This window comes from Pseudomonas grandcourensis (assembly GCF_039909015.1).
GTDB lineage: Bacteria > Pseudomonadota > Gammaproteobacteria > Pseudomonadales > Pseudomonadaceae > Aquipseudomonas > Aquipseudomonas grandcourensis.
In genome coordinates, this window is the sequence record NZ_CP150919.1 from 2261029 (window position 1) to 2282729 (window position 21701).

Here is a 21701-nt window from a genome sequence, read left to right on the forward strand (position 1 = left end):
CGGAGCGGCAGTCCTGACAGCAGGTCGCCGGTTCAAGACACCGAGGGTCGCCAGTTCGAGCCCTCGATCCGCTCCGCCAGTTACGAGAAGGCGCATCCTCGGATGCGCCTTTCTTCTATCCGGACTCTACCCACGCTCCACGGTTGCCTAATTTTGAAGTTCAACCGTTTCTGGGGGACGCATGCTGCAGAATATCAGGGACAATTCACAAGGCTGGATTGCCAAGACTATTATCGGGGTCATCGTTGTTCTGATGGCTTTGACCGGTTTCGATGCCATCTTCAAGGCCACGTCGCACAGTAATGATGCGGCCAAGGTCAATGGCGAAGAAATCAGCCAGAACGAGCTGAGCCAGGCGGTCGATATGCAACGCCGCCAGCTCATGCAACAGCTGGGCAAGGATTTCGATGCTTCCTTGCTGGATGAAAAAATGCTGCGCGAATCGGCTCTCAAGGGCCTGATCGATCGCAAACTGCTGCTGCAAGGCGCAGAAAGCTCGAAATTCGCTTTTTCCGAAGCGGCTCTGGATCAGGTCATCCTGCAAACGCCTGACTTTCAGGTAGATGGCAAGTTCAGCTCCGAGCGTTTCGACCAGGTGATTCGTCAACTCGGCTACAGCCGCATGCAATTCCGCCAGCTGATGGCTCAGGAAATGCTGATTGGTCAGCTGCGTGCCGGTCTGGCCGGTAGCGGTTTCGTGACCGATGCACAGGTGCTGGCGTTTGCCCGTCTGGAAAAACAGACCCGCGATTTCGCCTCCCTGAACATCAAGGCCGACCCGGCAGCGGTGAAGCTGACCGACGATGAGGTCAAGGCTTACTACGACGAGCACGCCAAGGAATTCATGACGCCGGATCAGGTGGTCATCGATTACCTCGAGCTGAAGAAGGCTTCCTTCTTCGATCAGGTCAGCGTCAGTGACGAAGACCTGCAGGCGGCCTATCAGAAAGAAATCGCGAACCTGTCCGAGCAACGCCAGGCGGCGCACATTCTGATTGAAGTGAACGACAAGACCACCGAGGCGCAAGCCAAGGCGAAGATCGAAGAGATCCAGGCCCGTCTGGCCAAGGGTGAGAAATTCGAGGCGCTGGCCAAGGAGTTCTCCCAGGATCCGGGTTCGGCGAACAACGGCGGTGACCTGGGTTATGCCGGTCCTGGCGTCTACGACCCGGCGTTCGAGAAAGCCCTGTATTCGTTGGCCAAGGATCAGGTCTCGGGTCCGGTTCGCACCGACTTCGGTTTCCACCTGATCAAGCTGTTGGGTGTTGAAGCGCCAGAAGTACCGACGTTCGCCAGCCTGAAAGACAAGCTGACCCATGGTCTGAAAACCCAGCAGGTCGAGCAGCGTTTCGTCGAGGCGAGCAAGCAACTGGAAGATGCCTCGTTCGAAGCCTCCGATCTGGCTCAGCCGGCGCAGGACCTGAAACTGACCGTCCACACGTCCAAGCCGTTCGGCCGTGAAGGCGGTGAGGGTATTGCGGCCAATCGTGCCGTGATCACGGCCGCGTTCAGCCCGGAAGTCCTGGATGAGGGTGCGAACAGCACCGCCATCGAGCTCGATCCGGAAACTGTGGTCGTGTTGCGTGCCAAGGAGCACCTGAAGCCTTCGCAATTGCCGCTGGAAAGCGTCTCTGCCGCAATCCGTGTGCAATTGGCCAAGGAACACGCCAGCGCCGATGCCAAGACCAAGGCTGACGCCCTGATTGCCAGCCTGCGCGACGGCAAGACCCCGCTGGATCAGGCGGTCGACGGCCAGGCCTGGAAAGTCACCGAGGCGGCTACTCGCGCTCAGGAAGGTGTCGACCCTGCGGTGCTGCAAGCACTGTTCCGCATGGCCAAGCCAGCGGCCAAGGACAAGCCGACCTTCAGCAGCGTGACGCTGGCGGATGGCAGCCTGATGATCGTGCGCCTCAATGGCGTGAACGAAGCTGCGGCGCCGACCGAAGAAGAGAAAGCGCAGTATCGTCGCTACCTCGCTTCGCGCATCGGCCAGCAAGACTTTGCGGCTTATCGCAAGCAGTTGGAAAGCCAGGCAGACATCAAGCGTTACTGATGCCTGACCAGGTTTGACGCTGCACAAAAAGACCCCGGCCGAAAGGCCGGGGTCTTTTTGTTTGGCCGTACGTCATTTGCTGCGGTGACTTTTGCGCAAAACCGGGGTCAATCAGCCTGTAACCGTTTTAAGACACGATCGATGCTCCGCTAAGCATCGATCTGTTGCACAATACGCCCCGAACCGTTTTCCTCAGGATGTTCAATGTTTAAATCACTTCCCATGCGGGTTGTCGGGCTGGCAGCCGTGCTTGTCACCGCGGCCGGTTGTTCATCGAACAAGGCCGCCATCTATGAGCATGAGAATTTCGACGACTCCGGTACCTTTTCCCGAAACTATCCGGTCAGCGATACCCAAAGCTGTGAAGCCGCCCGTCGCGCCTTGCTCAGCCAGGGTTACATCATCACCAGCAACGATCCGAAGCTGGTCAGCGGTCACAAGAGCTTCCAGCAGACCGGCGAGAATCACATGGAGATCAGCTTCAGTGTGGTCTGCGCCGATGACGGCAGCGAAGGGCACCACGCCACCGTATTCGCCAATGCCCTGCAGGATCGTTATGCGCTGAAGAAGACCAACAACTCCGCCAGTCTCGGTGTGGGTGTGTTGGGCTCGGTGTCGATGCCGATCGGCTCCTCCGATGACTCGATGGTCAAGGTCGCCAGCGAAACCGTATCGTCTGCCAAGTTCTATGAGCGTTTCTTCGCACTGGTCGAACTGTTCCTGCCGCCGGAAGCGAAAAAGGCTGCGCATATCCCCGAAAAGCCGAAAACGGACCTGGGCATGCCTGAAGCCACGGTGGCACCGGCACCGCTGGCACCTGCCCCGGCAGCGGCTCCCGCTGCACAGCCTGCTGCGCCTGCACCCGTGGAAGCGGTTCCAGCGGCCTCCGAGCCGGTTGCCCCGCCGCCTGAAGCAGCACCGATTACCCCGGTTCAGAACTCAGAACCGGCACCTTCGGCAGGAACCATCACGCCACCGACAAACCCGACGGACATACCACCGCCGAGCGAGCCGATTCAGGCGATTCCTGTCTCTGGCCAGTGATCGATCGCGCTACGGGATCGGCCAACGATCAACGATCCCGTAGCGGGCGCAAAGATTGACCCTCATCAACAAGGTCCGCTGTTCTGCGGCCTTGCGCGAAAAAAACCAATGATAAATTCCTGACCAACTGCTACGTTTTATTCAGTAGCGACAGAGTGTCGTGTCCGCGTCATTTTTCTTTCACGCGGGCACTTTAAGCTCAGGGTGTTGGTCATTTATTCAGATGTTTTTTTAGTGCGGATTGGGGGATTCAAAAATGGACGATTATCAAGAAGAACTGCTCGAGTACCAAGCTTTCGAACTGGACCCAGTGGAGCCGGCGGAAGACGCTACCGAGTTGTAGGTATCAGGCGGATTGGCGATGGCTGCGGCGAAATTCGCCGGGTGTCTGTCCGTTCCAGCGTTTGAATGCGCGTTGAAACGCTTCGGCTGAGGCAAAGCCCAGCAGGTAGGCGATCTCGCCGAACGCCAGTTCGGTGTCGCGTATGTAAGTCATGGCCAGGTCGCGACGGGTGTCGTTGAGAATCGCACGAAATTGTGTGCCCTCATCGGCGAGTTTGCGGCGCAAAGTCCAGGTGGGCAGCTTCAGGCGTGCCGCCACCTCCTGCAGGTCGGGCTCCCGGCCACCATTGAGCAAGGGTCCCAGCAGCGCGATGATGCGTTCACGCAGGCTGCGGGTGCGTGTCAGTTGTTCCAGTTCCCGCTCACACAGTTGCAGCAAATGCCGCCAGGTGCTCGGGCAATGCTCGGGGTTGCGCTGGGCGAGACTTGCCAGGCTCAAGCGCAGCTGATTGCGCTCGCCGCCAAACAGAATCGGACAATCACCCAACACGTCATAGGCCGTGCGGTAATCGGGCTCCTCGAATTCGATCTCGATGCGTTCGGCGCGAAGCGGGGCAGGGCTGACACTGGATAATTGCTGCAACCAGCCGGCGATGATCGAATCCACCACAAAGCGGTTGTAGGCGTTATAGGGGCTGATCGAATAGAAGCGCAGCCACGCGCCCTGGGCGTCTTCGTGAAAGCTTGATTGACCCCGATAATTGGAGCCGTACAAGGCTTCGAATCGAATCAGGCAGCGCGCGGCTTCTCGTACCGTCGGCGCCTGGGCGGCGGTGACCCCTGCGAGGCCGGCCTGGCTCAGGCGACTGAGCTGACCCATGCGCAAGCCAAGGGCCGGGTTTTCGGTCAGTTGAATGGCGCTGTGGCCCAGGCGCATGTAGCGCGGTATCGACAACCGGGCACCGGCTTCGCTCAGGCGCGCGGCATCGAGGCCGTATTGATCGAGCAGCGGCTGCGGATCGACCCCATGACTGCGCACGGCATCGGCCAGGCTATGAACAAAGCCCACCGACAGATCGCCCAGGCGCATCGGCTGTGGATTCATGGCTTACAACCAGAGGTTCAGCAAGCGCGCGCCATGGGCGTTGCCATCGGCAAATTGCTGGCCGTTGCTGCTGAGGAAACTGTGTCCGGCGCTGCCCTGATCCCAGAACTGACCCCGCAGGAACACGCTCATGCCAGCGACTGCCTGACTGGCCGGCGTCCGGGTCGTGAGGGTCAGGCGCTGCCAGGCCTGGCCTTCACTGACTTCTCCAGGCTTCAGGTTGACCGATGCCGGCACCGACGAACCCCTGTAGCCGCGCCAAGGTTGATCCCAAGTGCCACGGCCGGCAACAAAGGCCGGTACCGCAACCAGCTGTACGCTTTGGTCGTTGAGCTTGAGGTAGTTTTCCGGGTACCAGCTGTCGTGGCCGATCAATACGCCCAGTCTTCCTGCGGGGGTATCAACGACGTTGAGCGAGTGTTCACCGTTCGCCTTGATCCCGTTCTGTTCTGCGAAGAACGGGTGTATCTGGCGCTGGGGCTGGCCGATCGGCAGGCCTTCGCTGTTGAACACCACGCTGCTGTTGTACAGCGCGCCGCGGCCGATTCTCAAGGTGCCGTCGATGATGCTCGGTTCGGGCAACACGATGGAACCCGCCACCAGCGTCACGTGGAATTCCCTGGCCAACCCTCCGAACAATGCCTGGTAATCCCTGGCCATTGCCTTGGCTTTCATGCGCAGGTGGGCATCGTCCAGACGGTTGCCGCCCTCGGCGCCGATCAACGCCTTGGCGAACTTCAGGGGATTGCTCACCGCCAGCCAGTTCATGGCCTCCTTGAGGGTGCTGGCCTGATACAGCTCATCCTTTTCGCCGCTGACCATCAGCCAGGTACCGACGTGCTCCGGCAATACGACGACGGTCTTGCCATTCAGCAAACCCTGGTCCCGGGCTGCTTGCAGATAGGCCGCGAGCTTACGGTGCAAGCGCTCGGGGCTTTGATAGTCGGTAGGAAACAGTTCGGGCTGGATGCCCAACAGGTTGCCACGGTCCGCAGGCGTGCCCTGGTCGACAGCCAGGCTGATCCGCAGGTCCGAAAGGTAATGACCCACCGGCCGGTCGGCGGCCCACATCGCGTAGGTCGTGAGGGCGGCGAGCAACGCCATGGAAAATGTCAGGTACAAAAGTTTGCGCATGGGGAAACAGTTTACAGCCTGGAGCCGGGCGTGGCTTTTGATTTGGAACCGGATCGAGCATAAAGGGAATCAAGGACTTAGTGGGCTAATTTCAACGGTGACTGTTCATTTCTCTGGCGGTTGCCATTCTGCGCCGAAACGCGGCAATGAATGGCGGGGTGGAGATCATGGGGGAGGGGCGCCGGTCAGCCAACATTTTGCGCGACCGGCCGGCAAGTGAGCGTTATTTGGTGACCAGCAGTTCCGGGCCGAGGTAGTTGTTGATCTGGTCGATATCGTCGTCGCCCAGGCTGCCCACCGAGGAGGCCAGGCGCAGGCGCGACATCAAATAGCGCAACTTGGCATCGAACAGGTCGTGGCGTGCAACGAAGAGCAGTTCTTCTGCATTGAGGACATCCGAGTTGGTGCTGGTGCCGCCTTCCTTGAAACCCTTGCGTGACGATGCCAGCGAGCGTTCGTTGGACGCCACGGCCTTCTCCAGTGCGCGAATGCGTTTGGCGCCGCTCAGGATGCCTTGATACTCACGGGTGGTTCCAGTGATGACTTCCTGTCGTGCTGCGTCGAGTTCATCCGCGGCCTTGTCGCTATTGGCACTGGCCTGGCGAGTCAATGCGCTGACACCCCCACCGGAGAATATCGGGATATTGACTTCCAGCCCGAACGAGCCGTAATGGTTGCGTTGATTCAGCTCGGAGAGTGATTGGCTCTCGCCCGCGGTATAGCCGGCGATGAAGTCCAGTGTTGGCCAGTGGCCGGCGCTGGCGCGCTTCACTTCTTCTTCGGCGAGGTCGCGGCTGTACCGGCGCGCATGGATCAGCGGGCTATCGACCTGGGCTTTGACCAACCAGTCCTGCAGGTTGCCTGGTACCAGCGGTGGTGTATCGAAACTCGGACGCAAGGTGGTCAGCGATTCGGGGGTTTCACCGATGTATTCCTCGAGCTTGCGGTTCGCGTTGACCAGGTTGTCTTGCGCTTCGATCAGTTCGGCTTCGGCGAGGTCGCGGCGAGCGGTCGATTCGTCGATGTCGGTGATGGTGCCGGCTCCCAGTTCCTGGCGCCGTTTCGCCGAGGCGAGTTGTTCTTCGAAGGCGCTCAGCTTGGACTTGGCCAGGGTGATGGTTTCGCTGGCCAGGAGCACATCGAAATAGCTTTCGGCCAGGCGCACCGCGGCGTCCTGGCTCTTGGCATCGAATACCGCGTTGCTGTAGTCGGCGCGTTGTTGACCCTGGCGGTATTCGGCCATTTTCTGTTTGTTGAACAGCGGTTGGCGCAGGCGCACGTTAGCGCCCTTGGAGTCGTAGTGGAGATCTCTGTCGATGCCGTTCTGGCTTTGGGAGCCATTGACCTTGTTGTCGTAGCCCGAGGCATTGATCTGCGGTAGCAGGCCGGCCTTGCCGATGGCGCGGTTTTCCTGGCCGGCCTCTTTTTCATGCACGGAGGCCTGGTAGATAGGGCCCTGGAACTGCAACAGATCCCAGGCTTGCTTGAGGTCCATGGCGTCGGCCGGCAAGGCCAACCCCAGCAGGCAGAAGAGCAGGCAATGACGGTCCATTTCATTGTTCCTTGAATGAGCTGTCCACACGTTCGAGCATTGGTTTAAGAAGATAGCTCAACATATTGCGTTCGCCTGTCTTTATGGTGACGCTGGCGGGCATACCAGGGCGAATATGATTGCTGCCAAGTAGGCTCATGCCATCGGGGGTGACCTCCACCTGGGCCAGATAGAACGGCTGCTTGTTTTCCTCGTCCATCAGGCGGTCGGCGGAAATGGTCTTCACTCGGCCGGGGATATTGGGTGTCCTGGCATGGTTGAAGGCCGGGAAGGAAATATCCACAGGCAGGCCGGGGACCATCTTGTCGATAGCCTGCACGGGAATCATTGCGTCGACCTGCAACGGTTCGTTGACCGGAACGATTTCCATGATCTTGAAGCCGGGCTGAATGATCCCGCCGACGGTGGCGATGCTCAGGGCCTGGACCATGCCATCGATCGGTGACCGAATCACCGTGTGGGTCACTTCATAGTCGAGTGCGCGCAGGCGGTCGGCCAGGGTGGTGTTTTCCTTGGCGGTTTCCGTCAGCTGCGATTCGACTTCCTTCAGGTAGTCGTGCTGGCGCTGCAGGATGCGCAGCTTGATTTCGGTGGTCTGGCTACGCACCCGGGCGATGTTGTTGAGGTTCTCGGCCTGGCCGGCCGAGAGGTCGGCATTGCTGCGTTCCAGTTCAAGCAGGCGGTTGCGCGGCACATAGCCTTCGGCCGTCAGCACGCGGGTGCCTTGCAGCTCCTGGTTGAGGAAACTGATCTGTGAGGCACGGGCGCTATAGACCTGCTGCAGGCCCTTGAGCTGCACCGCCGACGCCGCCAGGTTCTCCTGCAGGATGCTGATTTCGCCAGCGAGACCGGCGCGCCGGGTATCGAGCAGGCGCTGTTGCAGGTCCATGGCGGCTTCCAGGCGGTGGTCATCCTTGAAGCGCTTGAGCAGTTCAGGATCGAAGTTCACCACATTGCGGTCGTCACGTTCCGCTTCCAGACGGTTTTCCACCGTCTTGCTGACGATGTACTGGGCGCTGATCGCCCCCTCCTCGGCAACGGCACGCAATGAGTCGAGGCGGACCACCTCCTGGCCTTTTGTCACCAGATCGCCTTCGCGAACGAGAATGGCCTCCACGGTACCGCCGCTCAAATGTTGCACGGCTTTGCGATTGCTGGTGACCTTGACCGTGCCTGTCGCTACCACGCCGGCATCCAGCGGCGCCAGCCAGGACCACAGGAGGAAGCCGCCGAAGCCGGCAAGCACCAGCCATACGCCCCACCGTGCGGGTTTGCCGACGTCCAGGTCTACCGCGGTCCTGGGATCGGCTGTAATCATCTCGGTATGTTGGCTCATTTGCATGATCGGTCACTCCCGTGCTTTGACAGAGGCCAGTGGAGTTGACGCGCCTGCAGGGATCACACTGGCCTTGCGCAGCGCTGCGAATACTTCATCACGCGTGCCGAGCATCTGCACGCCGCCGTCGCGCAGCATCAGCACCTTGTCGACGGCACAGAGTACGTTGGGACGGTGAGAAATCAGGATGACGGTGGCACCACGGCCCTTGAGTTCGGCCAAGGCGTCGACCAAGGCCTTCTCGCCGACGTCGTCGAGGTTGGCGTTCGGCTCGTCCAGCACGATCAGATTGGGCTCGCCATACAGCGCGCGGGCCAGGGCGATGCGCTGCTTCTGGCCACCGGATAGCGGGCTGCCATCGGTGCCCAGGCGGGTGTCATAACCCTGTGGAAAACGCAGGATCATCTCGTGCACGCCAGTGATCTTGGCGGCGCGGATGACCGCTTCGCTGTCCACTTCGCCAAAACGCGCAATGTTGTCGGCGATATTGCCCTCGAACAGCTCGACGTCCTGTGGCAGGTAGCCGAGCCAAGGGCCAAGTTCACCCTTGTTCCAGTTGAATATGTCCGCACCGTCCAGGCGCACCTTGCCGGCCTGCGCCGGCCAGACGCCAACCAGCAGGCGGGCGAGGGTGGATTTGCCCGAAGCGGATGGACCGATAATGCCAAGGCTTTCGCCGGGGACAAGGCTGAAGCTCACTCCGCGCAGAATCGTGTTGTTGGTACCTGGGGCACCGGCATACACATTCTCCACCGCCAGCATGCCCATTGGCCGCTGCAGGGACATGCTCGGTGGCCGGCGCGGATAGTCGTGCAGCATCTCGTTGAGCCGGCCCCAGGCCGTACGGCAACCGAGCAGTTGCTTCCACGACGCGATGACCTGTTCCACCGGACCCAGTGCGCGGCCGGTGAGGATCGAGCAGGCAATCATCATCCCCGGGGTGATCTTGCCTTCGATCGCCAGCAGTGCGCCGGCGCCGAGGATCAGCGACTGCAAAGTGATCCGCACGAAGCGCCCGGTGCTGCTGATCAAGGCGGCACGATCGGAGGCCATGGTCTGCATTTCCAGGATGCGCAAATGGCTCAGGTACCAGCGCTTGCTGATCGACGGCAGCATGCCCATGGCCTCGATGACCTCGGCGTTGCGCAGGTTGTTGTTGGCGAATTGGCCGGAGGAGATGGCGGCCTGGTTGGCTTCGGCGAGCGGCCTCTGTGTCGCCTTCTCGGTGAGCCAGGCCAGGGCCACCAGAATCACCGAGCCGATCAGCGTGAGCAGCCCGAGCAGTGGATGGATCAGATAGGCGACCAGCAGGTAGATCGGCGTCCACGGTGCATCGAAGAAAGCGAACAGGGAATTGCCGGTGACGAACTGACGGACCTGGGCGAGGTCTTGCAGGGCCTGGGCCGGGTTGCCTCCGGCGCGGCTCAGGTTGCGCTCGAATGCAGCAGTGAAAATGCGTCGATTGAGGTCCATGTCGAGGCAGTTGCCGACCCGGATCAGTACGCGGGTGCGGACCATTTCCAGCATGGACATCAGCAGGAACAGACCCACCACCAGGACCGTCAACATCGCCAGCGTCGTGACGTTGCGACTGACCAAGGCTCGATCATAGACCTGCAGCATATAAATAGCTGGCGTCAACATCATGACGTTTATGACGCCGCTGAATGCTCCCAGCGAATAAAAACTGCGACGCATGCGAAAGAGCGCGTCTGCCAGTTCGGAACGGATGCTCGACTGCTTGGGCATGTTGGTCCTCCCACTGCGAAAAGCCGATTGCCCCTGGGGCGCAACAGCTAACAGTAAATGTAGTCCCGTAAACAACTTATGGACACGCAGGCTGGTCGCTCTATGGATGGCGAGTCTTCCGAAATCGCTGCGTTGCTCCCTTATGCAGCAGCGTAGGTGGCGGTTAAACAGTCCGAAATAACATTTCGCTCTATACCAGCGCACAACTTTCTATATATCGTTTAAAAACAGCTAGTTGTGATGCCTACCACCAGTCGTCTGTTTTAACGACGTAATATTGACAAAGATTTGCTATGGAACTTTAGTCTTAGTTATCGGCGGGTCCACCCGCCTGAAGCCTGCCATTGCTTTGGCAGTGCAAGGCGCGGTGATTTTCCCGAGAGGAGCAGAAATATGTCGATCATTTCGTTCTTTTGCAGAGGGAAGGGGCTTTCCAGGACGTTTGCCTTCACTTCCAGATTCCATGGCCCGCCCAGGGCTCGAATCCGCTCTGCCTGATCGCCCGGCGAGCAATTCATATCGCGAATTCCAGGCGCGAATCCCGGGTCCCGGGTAACGCCAACTCTCGCAAAAAAACATAACCAACAAACTGCGCAAGCCAGCACTTGACTTGGCGCGGGAGGATTTTCTCGTCCCGCGCCTTTACCCAGACATATCGAGGGCAATCCAAAATGGCCAATTTCAACAAGTCGGACCTGGAGTTCATCCTCAAGCAAATCTTTATCGCTGAAGCCAATGCCAACGGCGCCAGCCTCATTGATTTGCTTCCCAACACTCAGGTGCCATTCGGCCTGCGTACCGTCGATGGCAGCTTTAATAACCTGGTCACCGGCCAGAGTGAATTTGGCGCCGCGGACAATGCCTTCCCGCGCCTGCTCGATCCTTCCTTTCTTTCGCCGCAATACGCCGGAACAGGGACGGTGATCGATCCGCAACCACGGATTATCAGTAACCTGGTCGTCGACCAGACCGCCAACAACCCGGCGGCCTATGCCTCAGCTTTCAATCCGGGCCTGGACGGTGTCCTCAACTTCGGCGCGGTGGGTAATGACGACGTACTCAAGGATGGCGTACAGATAGTCGCCAGCCCCGGGCTGGATGGCGTGTTCGGCACGGCCGATGACAAGGACGTGTTCTTCATGCCCAACGTGTCGCCGGATGTCGGCCTGACCGCCAGCTTCAACTCGTGGATGACCTTCTTCGGCCAGTTCTTCGACCACGGTCTCGACCTGGTCACCAAGAGCGCGACCGATGTCGTGTTCATTCCGCTGCAGGCGGACGATCCGTTGTTCGTACCGGGCAGCCCGACCAACTTCATGGTGCTGTCACGTGCAGTGCGTACCGCGGGCGCGGACGGAGTCATCGGCACGGCCGATGATGGCCAGCCCAACACCACCTCGCCGTTCGTGGACCAGAGCCAGACCTACAGCTCGCACCCGTCGCATCAGGTGTTCCTGCGTGAGTACGTGCTCAACGCGGCGGGCGATCCTGTTGCAACGGGACGCTTGATTACCAACCGCGACCTCGGTGCCGATGGCCTGTTCGGCACCGCCGATGATGGCCCCAGCGAAAATGGCGGCATGGCGACCTGGAAGGTGGTCAAGGCCCAGGCCCGTGACATTCTCGGCATTGAACTGACTGACGCCGATGTACACAACGTGCCATTACTGGCAACCGATGCGTACGGCAACTTCATCCGCGGGCCGAACGGCATGCCGCAGGTGGTGATTCGCATCAGTAACGGTGCCGACGGCATCGCCGGGACAGCTGATGACGTCACTCAACTGGTCGAAGGCAACCGGGCAGCGCCCATCAGCCTGGCAAATGCTGTGAGCACCGGACATGCCTTCCTTGACGACATCGCCCACAACGCCGCACCGGTCGTCGTCGGCGGGGTTCTGCAGGCGGATACCGACACCACTGTCGGCAATGCGCAGCCCGTTGGCCCTACCGGCAACAACCTGACCTATGACAACGAACTGCTCGACGCTCACTATATTGCCGGCGACGGCCGGGCGAACGAGAACATTGGCCTGACCACCGTGCACCATGTGTTCCACTCCGAGCACAACCGCCTGGTCCAGCAATCGAAGGACACCATCCTTGCCTCCGGCGACCTGGCCTTCCTCAATCAGTGGCTGGTGGACGATGTGGCCGCGATACCGACTACACCTGCCGGGATCGCGGCGTTGGTGTGGGACGGTGAACGCCTGTTCCAGGCGGCCAAGTTCGGCACCGAGATGCAGTACCAGCACCTGGTGTTCGAGGAGTTCGCGCGGACCGTCCAGCCCCAGATCGACGGATTCCTTGCACCCAACGGCTATGACACCTCGATCAACCCGGCCATCCTCGCCGAGTTCGCCCATGTGGTGTATCGCTTCGGTCACTCGATGTTGACCGAGACCGTCGATCGCTTCGACCCTGCGTTCAATCCGCTGCTCACTGACCCGGCCAATCCGGACTCGCAAATGGGTCTGATCGCAGCCTTCCTCAACCCGCTGGCGTTCGCCAGCAGCGGGGTGACTGCGGACCAGGCGGCAGGGGCGATCATTCGCGGTGTGACCCGCCAGGTCGGCAACGAGATCGATGAGTTCGTCACCGAAGCGTTGCGCAACAACCTGCTCGGTCTGCCGCTCGATTTGCCGGCCCTGAACCTGGCACGTGGTCGCGACACTGGCATCCCTACCTTGAATGAGGCGCGCCGCGAGTTTTACGCATCCACCGGCGACAGCCAGCTCAAGCCGTACATCAGCTGGGCTGACCTGGCGGACAGCCTCAAACACCCCGAGTCGCTGGTCAACTTCATCGCGGCCTATGGCACACATAGCTCGATCACGGCAGCGACCACGCTGGCAGACAAACGCGCTGCAGCCTCGGCGCTGGTATTCAATGGTGTGGGTTCGCCGGCTGACCGCCTGGACTTCCTCAACAGCACCGGTGCCTATGCCAACGTAACGACGGCCGGTAAAGATGGGGTACTGGGTACTGCCGATGACCAGGCAGGTGTGACGGTCACGGGTGTCGACGACATCGACTTCTGGGTCGGTGGCCTCGCCGAGCAGAAAATGCCGTTCGGCGGCATGCTCGGCTCGACGTTCAACTTCGTGTTTGAAACCCAATTGGAAGCATTGCAGAACGGCGACCGCTTCTATTACCTGTCGCGTACCGCGGGCCTGAACTTCGGCACCGAGTTGGAAAACAACTCCTTTGCCAAGCTGATCATGCTCAACACCGATGTCACCCACCTGTCGAACACCGTGTTCCTGACGCCGACATTCACCCTCGAAGTGAATCAGGCCACTCAGTTCACCGGCCTTGGCGTGGACGGCCGAGCCGATCCGACCGGCGGCATCATGATCAACGGCGTGGAAGTCGTCGCGCTGGTGATTCGCGACAACCCCGATACCGTGGGGCCGGACGCCAATTATCTGCAATACACCGGTGAAGACCATATCGTCATGGGCGGCACCGCCGGCAATGACATCATCATTTCCGGTGACGGCGATGACACTCTTTACGGCGATGCCGGCAATGACCGCCTCGAAGGCGGTGCCGGGAACGATGCGGTACTCGGCGGCGCAGGCGACGACATCATCACCGACTCGTTCGGCGACAACCGTCTGGAAGGCAATGCCGGTAACGATGTAATCGTGGCTGGCAGCATGCTTGTCGCAGGCAACCTGATCCTGGGCGGCGATGGCCAGGACTTCATCGTCACCACTGAAGACATCACCACCACCTTCGGTGGCCAGGGCGACGACTTCATCCTCGGTGCCAAGACCAACCTGCCACCTACCGGCAACGAAGGTGACGACTGGATCGAGAAGGGCATGCAGGACGGTGCGCCTGGCGATAACTTCTCACCACTGCTCGCTGACGATGTGATCGGTAACGACATCTTTGTTGGTGGTGGCGGTTTCGACGAAATGATCGGCGAGGGTGGCGATGACATCTTCGTCGGCAGCGATGCCCAGGACAAGATGGACGGCATGTCCGGTTTCGACTGGGTGACCTACAAGAATGACAAGGTCGGCGTGACCGTTGACCTGAGCCTGGCCGCGCTGGCGCAGCCACATGGCAATGCGCCAAACCAGAATGCCGGCGTGTTCAATCCGGTCGGTGCCTCGCCTGCCTCGATTCTTGACCGTTTTGCCGAGGTCGAAGGCTTGTCCGGTTCGAGTTTCGGCGATGTGCTCAAGGGCGATGATGTCGATGCGGTCACTATCGTCAACCACGGTGGTGCCACGGGCAGTGCGCTGACCAATGTGGCGTTGATCCGCGGACTGGATCAGTTCCTGGCCGATGCCGGATTACCGGTCACCGGTTTTGCCACGGGCAACATCATCCTCGGCGGTGATGGCAGTGACCTGATCGAAGGCCGCGGTGGCGATGACCTGATCGATGGCGACAAATGGATCAACGTCAGGATTGCCGTTTATGCCGCTGGTGATGTCAACCATACCGGCCCCGAGATCGCCTCCTTCGACAGCATGGTCGATATGATCCCGCTCATGCTGGATCGCACCTATAACCCGGGTCAGCTCAAGGCCGTGCGGGAAATCATGCCTGGCACCTCAACCGGTGGGGCGGCCTTCGACACCGCCATTTACTCCGGGGTTGAGGCCGACTATGCGGTAACTGTCGATGACCGTGGCACTGCCGATGTGACGGACGATGTCTGGACAGTGGCCGATAGCGTCGCAGGTCGCGACGGCACCGATACCCTGCTGCACATCGAACGCCTGCAATTCGCCGATGGCCAGCAAGTGCTGGTGCCCGGGCAGAATGCCCAACCGGTTGGCAGTCCTACCGTTTCGGATGGAAGCGGCGGGGCGATAACCGTGGGCGACACGCTGACGGTCAGCGTGGCCGGGGTGCGTGATGCGAACAACATCGCGGCGGGTAATCCACAGGGGTTCATTACCAACAGCTCGGTGTCCTACATCTGGCAGTTCGAGGCCAATCCGGGCACTGGCGTATTCGAGGACATCATCCTGTTGCCGGCTGGCGACCTGGCGTTCCAAAGCGCCGACGGCACCGCGTTCAAGGTCTCTCCGGACCTTGCCGGGCTGTCGTTGCGGGTCAAGGCGATCTATCAGGACGGTCACGGCACCACGGAGATCCTGTTCTCCACGCCGACGGCTACCATCGCCGCCGGTGCACCGGTCACGCCAACACCGCTGGTACCTGTAGTCGATGCCACCGCGGGTGGCGCGGGCCTGCACATGGTCCGCTCCGACCTCAACTTCATTCTTGACCAGATCAAGATTGCCGAGGCTGAGGCGGGCGGTCAGGACATCCTCTCGCTGATCCCGAACATCCGCGCGCCGCTGGGCCTGCGTGCGGTCGACGGGTCGAACAACAACCTGATGAACCTCAACGGCAATAACCACACCGAGTTTGGTGCCGCCGACAACGTCTTCCCGCGCTTGACCGATCCGGTCTTCAATCCGGCGGAACAGGGAACGTCGTATGCGCAGAACAGCGGCCTTGTGATTGACTCGCAGCCGCGCACCATCAGTAACCTGATCGTCGACCAGACGTCGAACAACCCGGCGGCCTATGCCACGGCTTTCGACCCGGGCTTGAACGGTCATCTCGACTTCGGCGTGGTGGGTCCGCTGAATGACGACGTACTCAAGGATGGCGTACAGATTGTCGCCAGCCCCGGGCTGGATGGTCAGTTCGGTACTGCCGACGACCATGATGTGTACCTGTTCGAGAACACTGCGGCGGATGCGGGATTGTCCGCGCCGTTCAACGCCTGGATGACCTTCTTCGGGCAGTTCTTCGATCATGGTCTGGACCTGGTGACCAAAGGCGGGTCGGGCACTGTCTTCATCCCGTTGCAACCGGATGATCCGCTGTTTGTGCCAGGTAGCCCGACGAACTTCATGGTGCTGACCCGCGCGACCAACTTGCCCGGAGCGGATGGCGTTCTCGGTACGGCCGACGACATCCATGAGCAAACCAACACCACCACGCCGTTCGTGGACCAGAACCAGACCTACAGCTCGCACCCGTCGCACCAGGTGTTCCTGCGCGGTTATGAGCTTACCGCCGGCGGCCCTGTAGCGACAGGCCGGTTGATCACTAACCGTGACCTGGGGGTGGATGGCACGTTTGGTACCGCGGACGATGTCGAAATCGGTGGCATGGCGACCTGGAAAGTGGTCAAGGCACAGGCCCGCGACATTCTGGGTATCAACCTTACCGATGCCGATGTCGATAATGCCCCGCTATTGGCGACGGACGCCTATGGCAACTTCATCAAGGGGCCGAATGGCTTCCCGATGGTGGTGATGACAGGGAATGACGGTATTGGTGGCACGGCTGATGACGTCCTTGTCGAAGGCAATCCGCTGGCTCCACTTAACCTGACCAATGCTGTGCGCACCGGTCACCAGTTCCTCGTCGATATCGCCCACAATGCAACGCCGGTAGTCGTCGGCGGGGTTCTGCTGGCGGACGCCGACACACTTGTCGGCAATGCGCAGCCCGTTGGCCCGGGGGGCAATAACCTCACCTATGACAACGAACTGCTCGACGCTCACTACATTGCTGGCGACGGCCGGGTCAACGAGAACATCGGCCTGACGACGGTGCATGCGATCTTCCACTCCGAGCACAACCGCCTGGTCCAGCAGACCAAGGATACCGTGCTCGATTCGGGTGACGTGGCCTTCCTCAATGAGTGGCTGCTCAATCCGGTGGTTGCATTGCCAGCCACTCAGGCTGAGTTCGATGCGCTGCAGTGGAATGGCGAGCGCTTGTTCCAGGCTGCCAAGTTCGGCACCGAAATGCAGTATCAGCACCTGGTGTTCGAGGAGTTTGCACGGACCATCCAGCCTAGAGTCGACCTGTTCTTCGCACCGACCCAGGTCTACGACGTCGACCTCGATGCCTCGATCGTCGCCGAGTTCGCCCACACCGTATACCGGTTTGGACACTCGATGCTGACCGAGACCGTCGATCGCTTCGACATCGACTTCAACGTGATAGGCGATCCGGCCAGCGCTAATCCCAATCAGCAAATGGGCTTGATCGCGGCGTTCCTCAACCCGCTGGCGTACGCCGCCAGTGGCGTATCACCTGAGGACGCAACCAGTGCGATCATACGTGGGGTGACTCGGCAAGCCGGTAACGAAATCGACGAGTTCGTCACCGAGGCGCTGCGCAACAACCTGCTCGGCCTGCCGCTCGACCTGCCGGCGCTCAATATCGCCCGTGGCCGCGACGTGGGGATTCCCTCACTCAATGCGATCCGCCGCGACATCTACAGCCAGACCGGTGATACCCAACTCAAGCCGTACACCAGCTGGGTCGATCTGGTGCAGTACCTCAAGCATCCGGAGTCGTTGATCAACTTCATCGCGGCCTATGGCACGCATGGCACGATCACGGGGGCGACCACACTTGATGGCAAGCGCGCTGCAGCTCTGGCGCTGGTCTTGGGTGGTGCGGGTGCACCGGCTGATCGCCTGGACTTCCTCAACAGCACTGGTGCCTATGCCAACGTAACGCAGGCCGGCAAGGATGGCGTGCTGGGCACTGCCGACGACCTGAGGAACGTGACGGTCTCGGGCGTCGATGCCATCGATCTCTGGATCGGCGGCCTGGCCGAAGCGAAAACCCCGTTCGGCGGCATGCTCGGCTCGACCTTCAACTTCGTGTTCGAGAACCAGTTGGAAAAACTGCAGGACGGCGACCGCTTCTACTACCTGGAGCGTACCTCTGGCCTGTCGATGAATGCCGAACTTGAAAGCAACTCGTTCGCCAAGCTGATCATGGCCAACACTTCGGCCACGCACTTGCCGGGCCTGGTGTTCTCGGACATGGGGTTCTATCTGGAAGTGGATCAGGGCAAGCAATTCAACGAAGGTCTGCTCTCCGTCGATCCGCTCGGCCCGAACGGCGAGCAGGTGGTGTTCCGCGACAACCCGCTGACCGTGGGGGCGGACACCAACTACATCCGGTACGGTGGTGAAGAGCACATCGTGCTGGGCGGCACCGACAACGCAGACATCCTCATCTCCAGTGACGGCGATGACACGGTCTGGGGTGATGGCGGCAACGATCGCATCGACGGCGGTAACGGCAACGACCAATTGCGCGGTGGTGCCGGCGACGACATCATCACCGACACCGGTGGCGACGATAACATCCAGGGTGGCGACGGCAACGACGTGCTGCACGGAGGCAATGGCGTCAACCTGATCATTGGCGGGTTCGGCAGCGACTTCATCATTACCGGTGAGGACGCCTCCGAGGCCATTGGTGGCCAGGGTAATGACTTCATCCTGGGCAGCAAAGCCAACGAACAGGACATGGGTAACGAAGGCGACGACTGGATCGAGAAGGGCACCTCGGACGGTGCGCCTGGCGACAACTTCGATCCGCTGGGCAACGACCCGGTCATTGGCCACGATGTATTCGTCGGTGGCAACGAGAACGATAAGTTCAACGGCGAAGGCGGCGACGACATCATGGTCGGCAGTCTCGGCATGGGTGACCGCTATATCGGCGGCTCCGGCTATGACTGGGCGACCTTCAAGGATCTCGCCCAGGGCGTGACCATCGATTACAGCGACCGCTTCTTCGATGTTCCACCTGTACCGGGTTCGGGCGCCTCGGCGCTGGTGCGCTTCGACATCATGGAAGGTCTGTCGGGTTCGTCCCACGGTGACTTCCTGCGCGGTGACAACGAAGATGCGACATCGCTACCCACCGCGGGTGCAACCGGCAGTGTGCTGACCAACATCAGCCTGATCAACGGTCTGGCGGGCCTGCTGCCAGTCGGAGCGACGTTCTTCGACGGCGGCAACATCATCCTCGGTGGCAGCGGCAGCGACCTCATTGAAGGGCGCGGTGGTGACGACATCATCGACGGTGACAAGTGGCTGAACGTACGCATCAGCGTACGGGCAAACGCTGATGGCACTGGCGCGGAAATCGCCACGTTCGACAGCATGGCACCGATGGTCCAGGCGATGTTGAACGGTACTTACAACCCGGGCCAGTTGGTCATCGTGCGGGAGATCCTGACCGGCACTGACAGCTTCGACACGGCGGTGTTCTCCGGTATTGCGTCGGAGTACACAGTTACTGTCGATGGTAACGCGGTCATCGTGACCGACCTGGTTGCAGGGCGTGATGGCGTCGATCGCCTGACGGGCATCGAGCGCCTGCAGTTCTCTGACCAGGCCCAGGCCTCCGGTGTTGGCACCGCCACGAACAGCGCTCCTGTGGGGCGTCTGGCGATCCTCGATGCTACCACCGGTGCGCGTGTCGATGCGCCTGTCGCCGGCCAACTGTTGCGCGTCAGCAGCCAGTCGATACGCGACGCCAACAACCAGAGTGCGGCCAATGTGACCGGCGCGGTTACAGGCCCCGTGGCTTACTACTGGCAGGTTGAAAACGTCCCTGGCTCGGGCGTCTATGAAGACATCACCTTTGTCGCCGCCGGCGAAGTCTCGCGGGCGATCGGCGCCTCCTTCCTGGTGACGGACGATGTCGCCGGTCTGAACATCCGCGTTCGGGCGGTGTATCAGGATGCCAGTGGTACGCTGGAGATCGTCGACTCGTCGGCGAACAACGCACCGATCGCAGGGCCGGGCATTCTCGGGTTTGCGTTTCTGAACGAAGTGTTGACCGCCAACCTGTCGACCCTCGTCGACGTCGATGGCCTCAGCAATCCGCAGTTCACCTTCCAGTGGCAGGAGACCAACGGGGTCAGCTTCGTCAACATCCCCGGGGCTACCGGTAGCACGTTCACGCTTGGCCAGGCTCAGATCGGCGATCAGGTGCGCGTGGTGGTCAGTTTCGTGGATGACTTCGGTACAGCCGAAAGCGTTGCGTCCGACGCCACGGCCCCGGTGCTCATCGGTACTGTGTTTGCCGGTACTGCCGGTGTCGACACATGGATCGGCACGGCAGGCAATGATGTGGCCAGCGGAGGTGATGGCAACGACATCATGAACGGCCAGGGTGGCAACGACATCATCAATGGTGACGCGGGCAATGACATTCTCATCGGTGGTAACGGTGACGATACGATGGCCGGTGGTGCCGGCAACGACGTCTACGAAGTCACCTCCGTTGGGGACGTGGTGACCGAGCTCGCCGGTGGCGGTACCGATACTGTCTGGACCTCGCTCGCGACCTACACCCTGGGTGCCAACGTCGAGAATCTGTATTTCGGCGGTAGTGGCAATTTCAGGGCCACCGGTAACGCGCTCGCCAACACGCTTGTGGGTGGTGCGGGTAACGACATTCTTATCGGCGGTAACGGTAACGATACGATGGCCGGCGGTGCCGGCAACGACGTCTACGAAGTCACCAACCTAGGGGACGTGGTGACCGAGCTCGTCGGTGGCGGCATCGATACGGTCTGGACCTCGCTCTCGAGCTACACCCTGGGTGCCAACGTCGAGAATCTGTATTTCGGCGGTAGCGGCAACTTCGCGGGCACCGGTAATGCGCTGGCCAACACGGTCGTGGGCGGTGCGGGTAACGACGTCATCCGAGGTGGCGGAGCTGCCGACACGATGGCCGGTGGTGCTGGCAACGATGTCTACGAGGTCACCGACCTTGGGGACGTGGTGACCGAACTCGCCGGTGGCGGTACCGATACGGTCTGGACCTCGCTCGCGACCTACTCCCTGAGTGCAAACGTCGACAATCTGTATTTCGGCGGTAGCGGCAACTTCCGGGGCACTGGTAACGGGCTGGCCAACACGCTTGTGGGCGGTGCGGGTAACGATGTCATCATCGGTAGCTCAGGTGCCGACACGATGGTCGGCGGTGCTGGCAACGATGTCTACGAAGTCACCGACCTCGGGGACGTAGTGACCGAGCTCGCCGGTGCCGGTAACGATACGGTCTGGACCTCGCTCTCGAGCTACACCCTGGGGGCCAACGTCGACAGTCTGTTCTTCGGCGGCAGCGGCAACTTCACGGGCACGGGTAACGCGCTCAACAACACGATCGTGGGTGGTGCGGGTAACGACGTGCTCACCGGTGGTGCTGGTAACGACCTGTTGAGTAGCGGTATCGCCGGCAACGATACCTTCGTGTTTGCTGCCGCGGGTTTCGGCACCGATGCGATCTTTAACTTCGGAGCCAATCTGGTCGTAGGGCACGACTTGCTCAATATCGCGGGGCTGGGGATCACCAGTGCGACATTCGCGGCCAACGTGCACATAACGACTGACGGGGCGGACACGATGGTGGGGATCGGGGCGGACTCCATCCGCCTTGTGGGTGTCGCCAGCGCGGCCGTTGATCAGACGGACTTCATTCTGGCCACTTGAGGTCCTGGTCAGTACTGTCGCAGGAAGCGTGGACAGAGCAGGGGAGGGCAATGGATGCCCTCCCTTTCTCCTTCCATTCAATTGCCCATCAGCTATCGGGGTGCCAGCAGCGTACTGGAACTCATCAATGCAGG

8 protein-coding genes are annotated in these 21701 nt (G+C 60.6%); 3 read left to right on the top strand and 5 right to left on the bottom strand.

Annotation, left to right across the window (positions count from 1 at the left end):
• Positions 1-181 precede the first annotated feature (181 nt).
• Entirely contained in the window at positions 182-2053 is a 1872-nt protein-coding gene (locus tag AABM52_RS10220; RefSeq protein WP_347911629.1) for a SurA N-terminal domain-containing protein, read from the top strand.
• A 204-nt stretch (positions 2054-2257) separates the two neighbouring features.
• Positions 2258-3097 carry a DUF2242 domain-containing protein gene (locus tag AABM52_RS10225; RefSeq protein WP_347911630.1) on the top strand — a complete coding sequence of 280 codons (840 nt, stop codon included), beginning with the start codon at positions 2258-2260 and terminating at the stop codon, positions 3095-3097.
• Between the two features lie 346 nt (positions 3098-3443).
• Here AABM52_RS10225 and AABM52_RS10230 read toward each other — a convergent pair whose 3' ends face one another.
• The 5 genes from AABM52_RS10230 to AABM52_RS10250 form a co-directional block, all read right to left on the bottom strand.
• Entirely contained in the window at positions 3444-4484 is a 1041-nt protein-coding gene (locus AABM52_RS10230) for an AraC family transcriptional regulator (RefSeq protein WP_347911631.1), read from the bottom strand.
• A 3-nt stretch (positions 4485-4487) separates the two neighbouring features.
• Positions 4488-5618 carry a carbon-nitrogen hydrolase family protein gene (locus AABM52_RS10235; RefSeq protein ID WP_347911632.1) on the bottom strand — a complete coding sequence of 377 codons (1131 nt, stop codon included), beginning with the start codon at positions 5616-5618 and terminating at the stop codon, positions 4488-4490.
• 223 nt (positions 5619-5841) lie between these two features.
• Positions 5842-7170, bottom strand: coding sequence for a TolC family outer membrane protein (locus AABM52_RS10240; RefSeq protein WP_347911633.1), 1329 nt, complete (start codon positions 7168-7170; stop codon positions 5842-5844).
• Position 7171: 1 nt separating this feature from the next.
• The gene (locus AABM52_RS10245; RefSeq protein ID WP_347911634.1) at positions 7172-8512 is read right to left on the bottom strand and encodes an HlyD family type I secretion periplasmic adaptor subunit; all 1341 of its coding nucleotides are present in this window, start codon (positions 8510-8512) and stop codon (positions 7172-7174) included.
• Between the two features lie 6 nt (positions 8513-8518).
• A complete protein-coding gene (locus AABM52_RS10250) occupies positions 8519-10255 on the bottom strand; it encodes a type I secretion system permease/ATPase (RefSeq protein WP_347911635.1) in 1737 nt (578 codons plus the stop codon).
• A 671-nt stretch (positions 10256-10926) separates the two neighbouring features.
• On the opposite strand from AABM52_RS10250, the gene AABM52_RS10255 reads away from it, so the two are divergent.
• Positions 10927-21567 (top strand): peroxidase family protein, encoded by a 10641-nt coding sequence (locus AABM52_RS10255; RefSeq protein WP_347911637.1) that lies wholly within the window; start codon positions 10927-10929, stop codon positions 21565-21567.
• Positions 21568-21701: the final 134 nt, after the last annotated feature.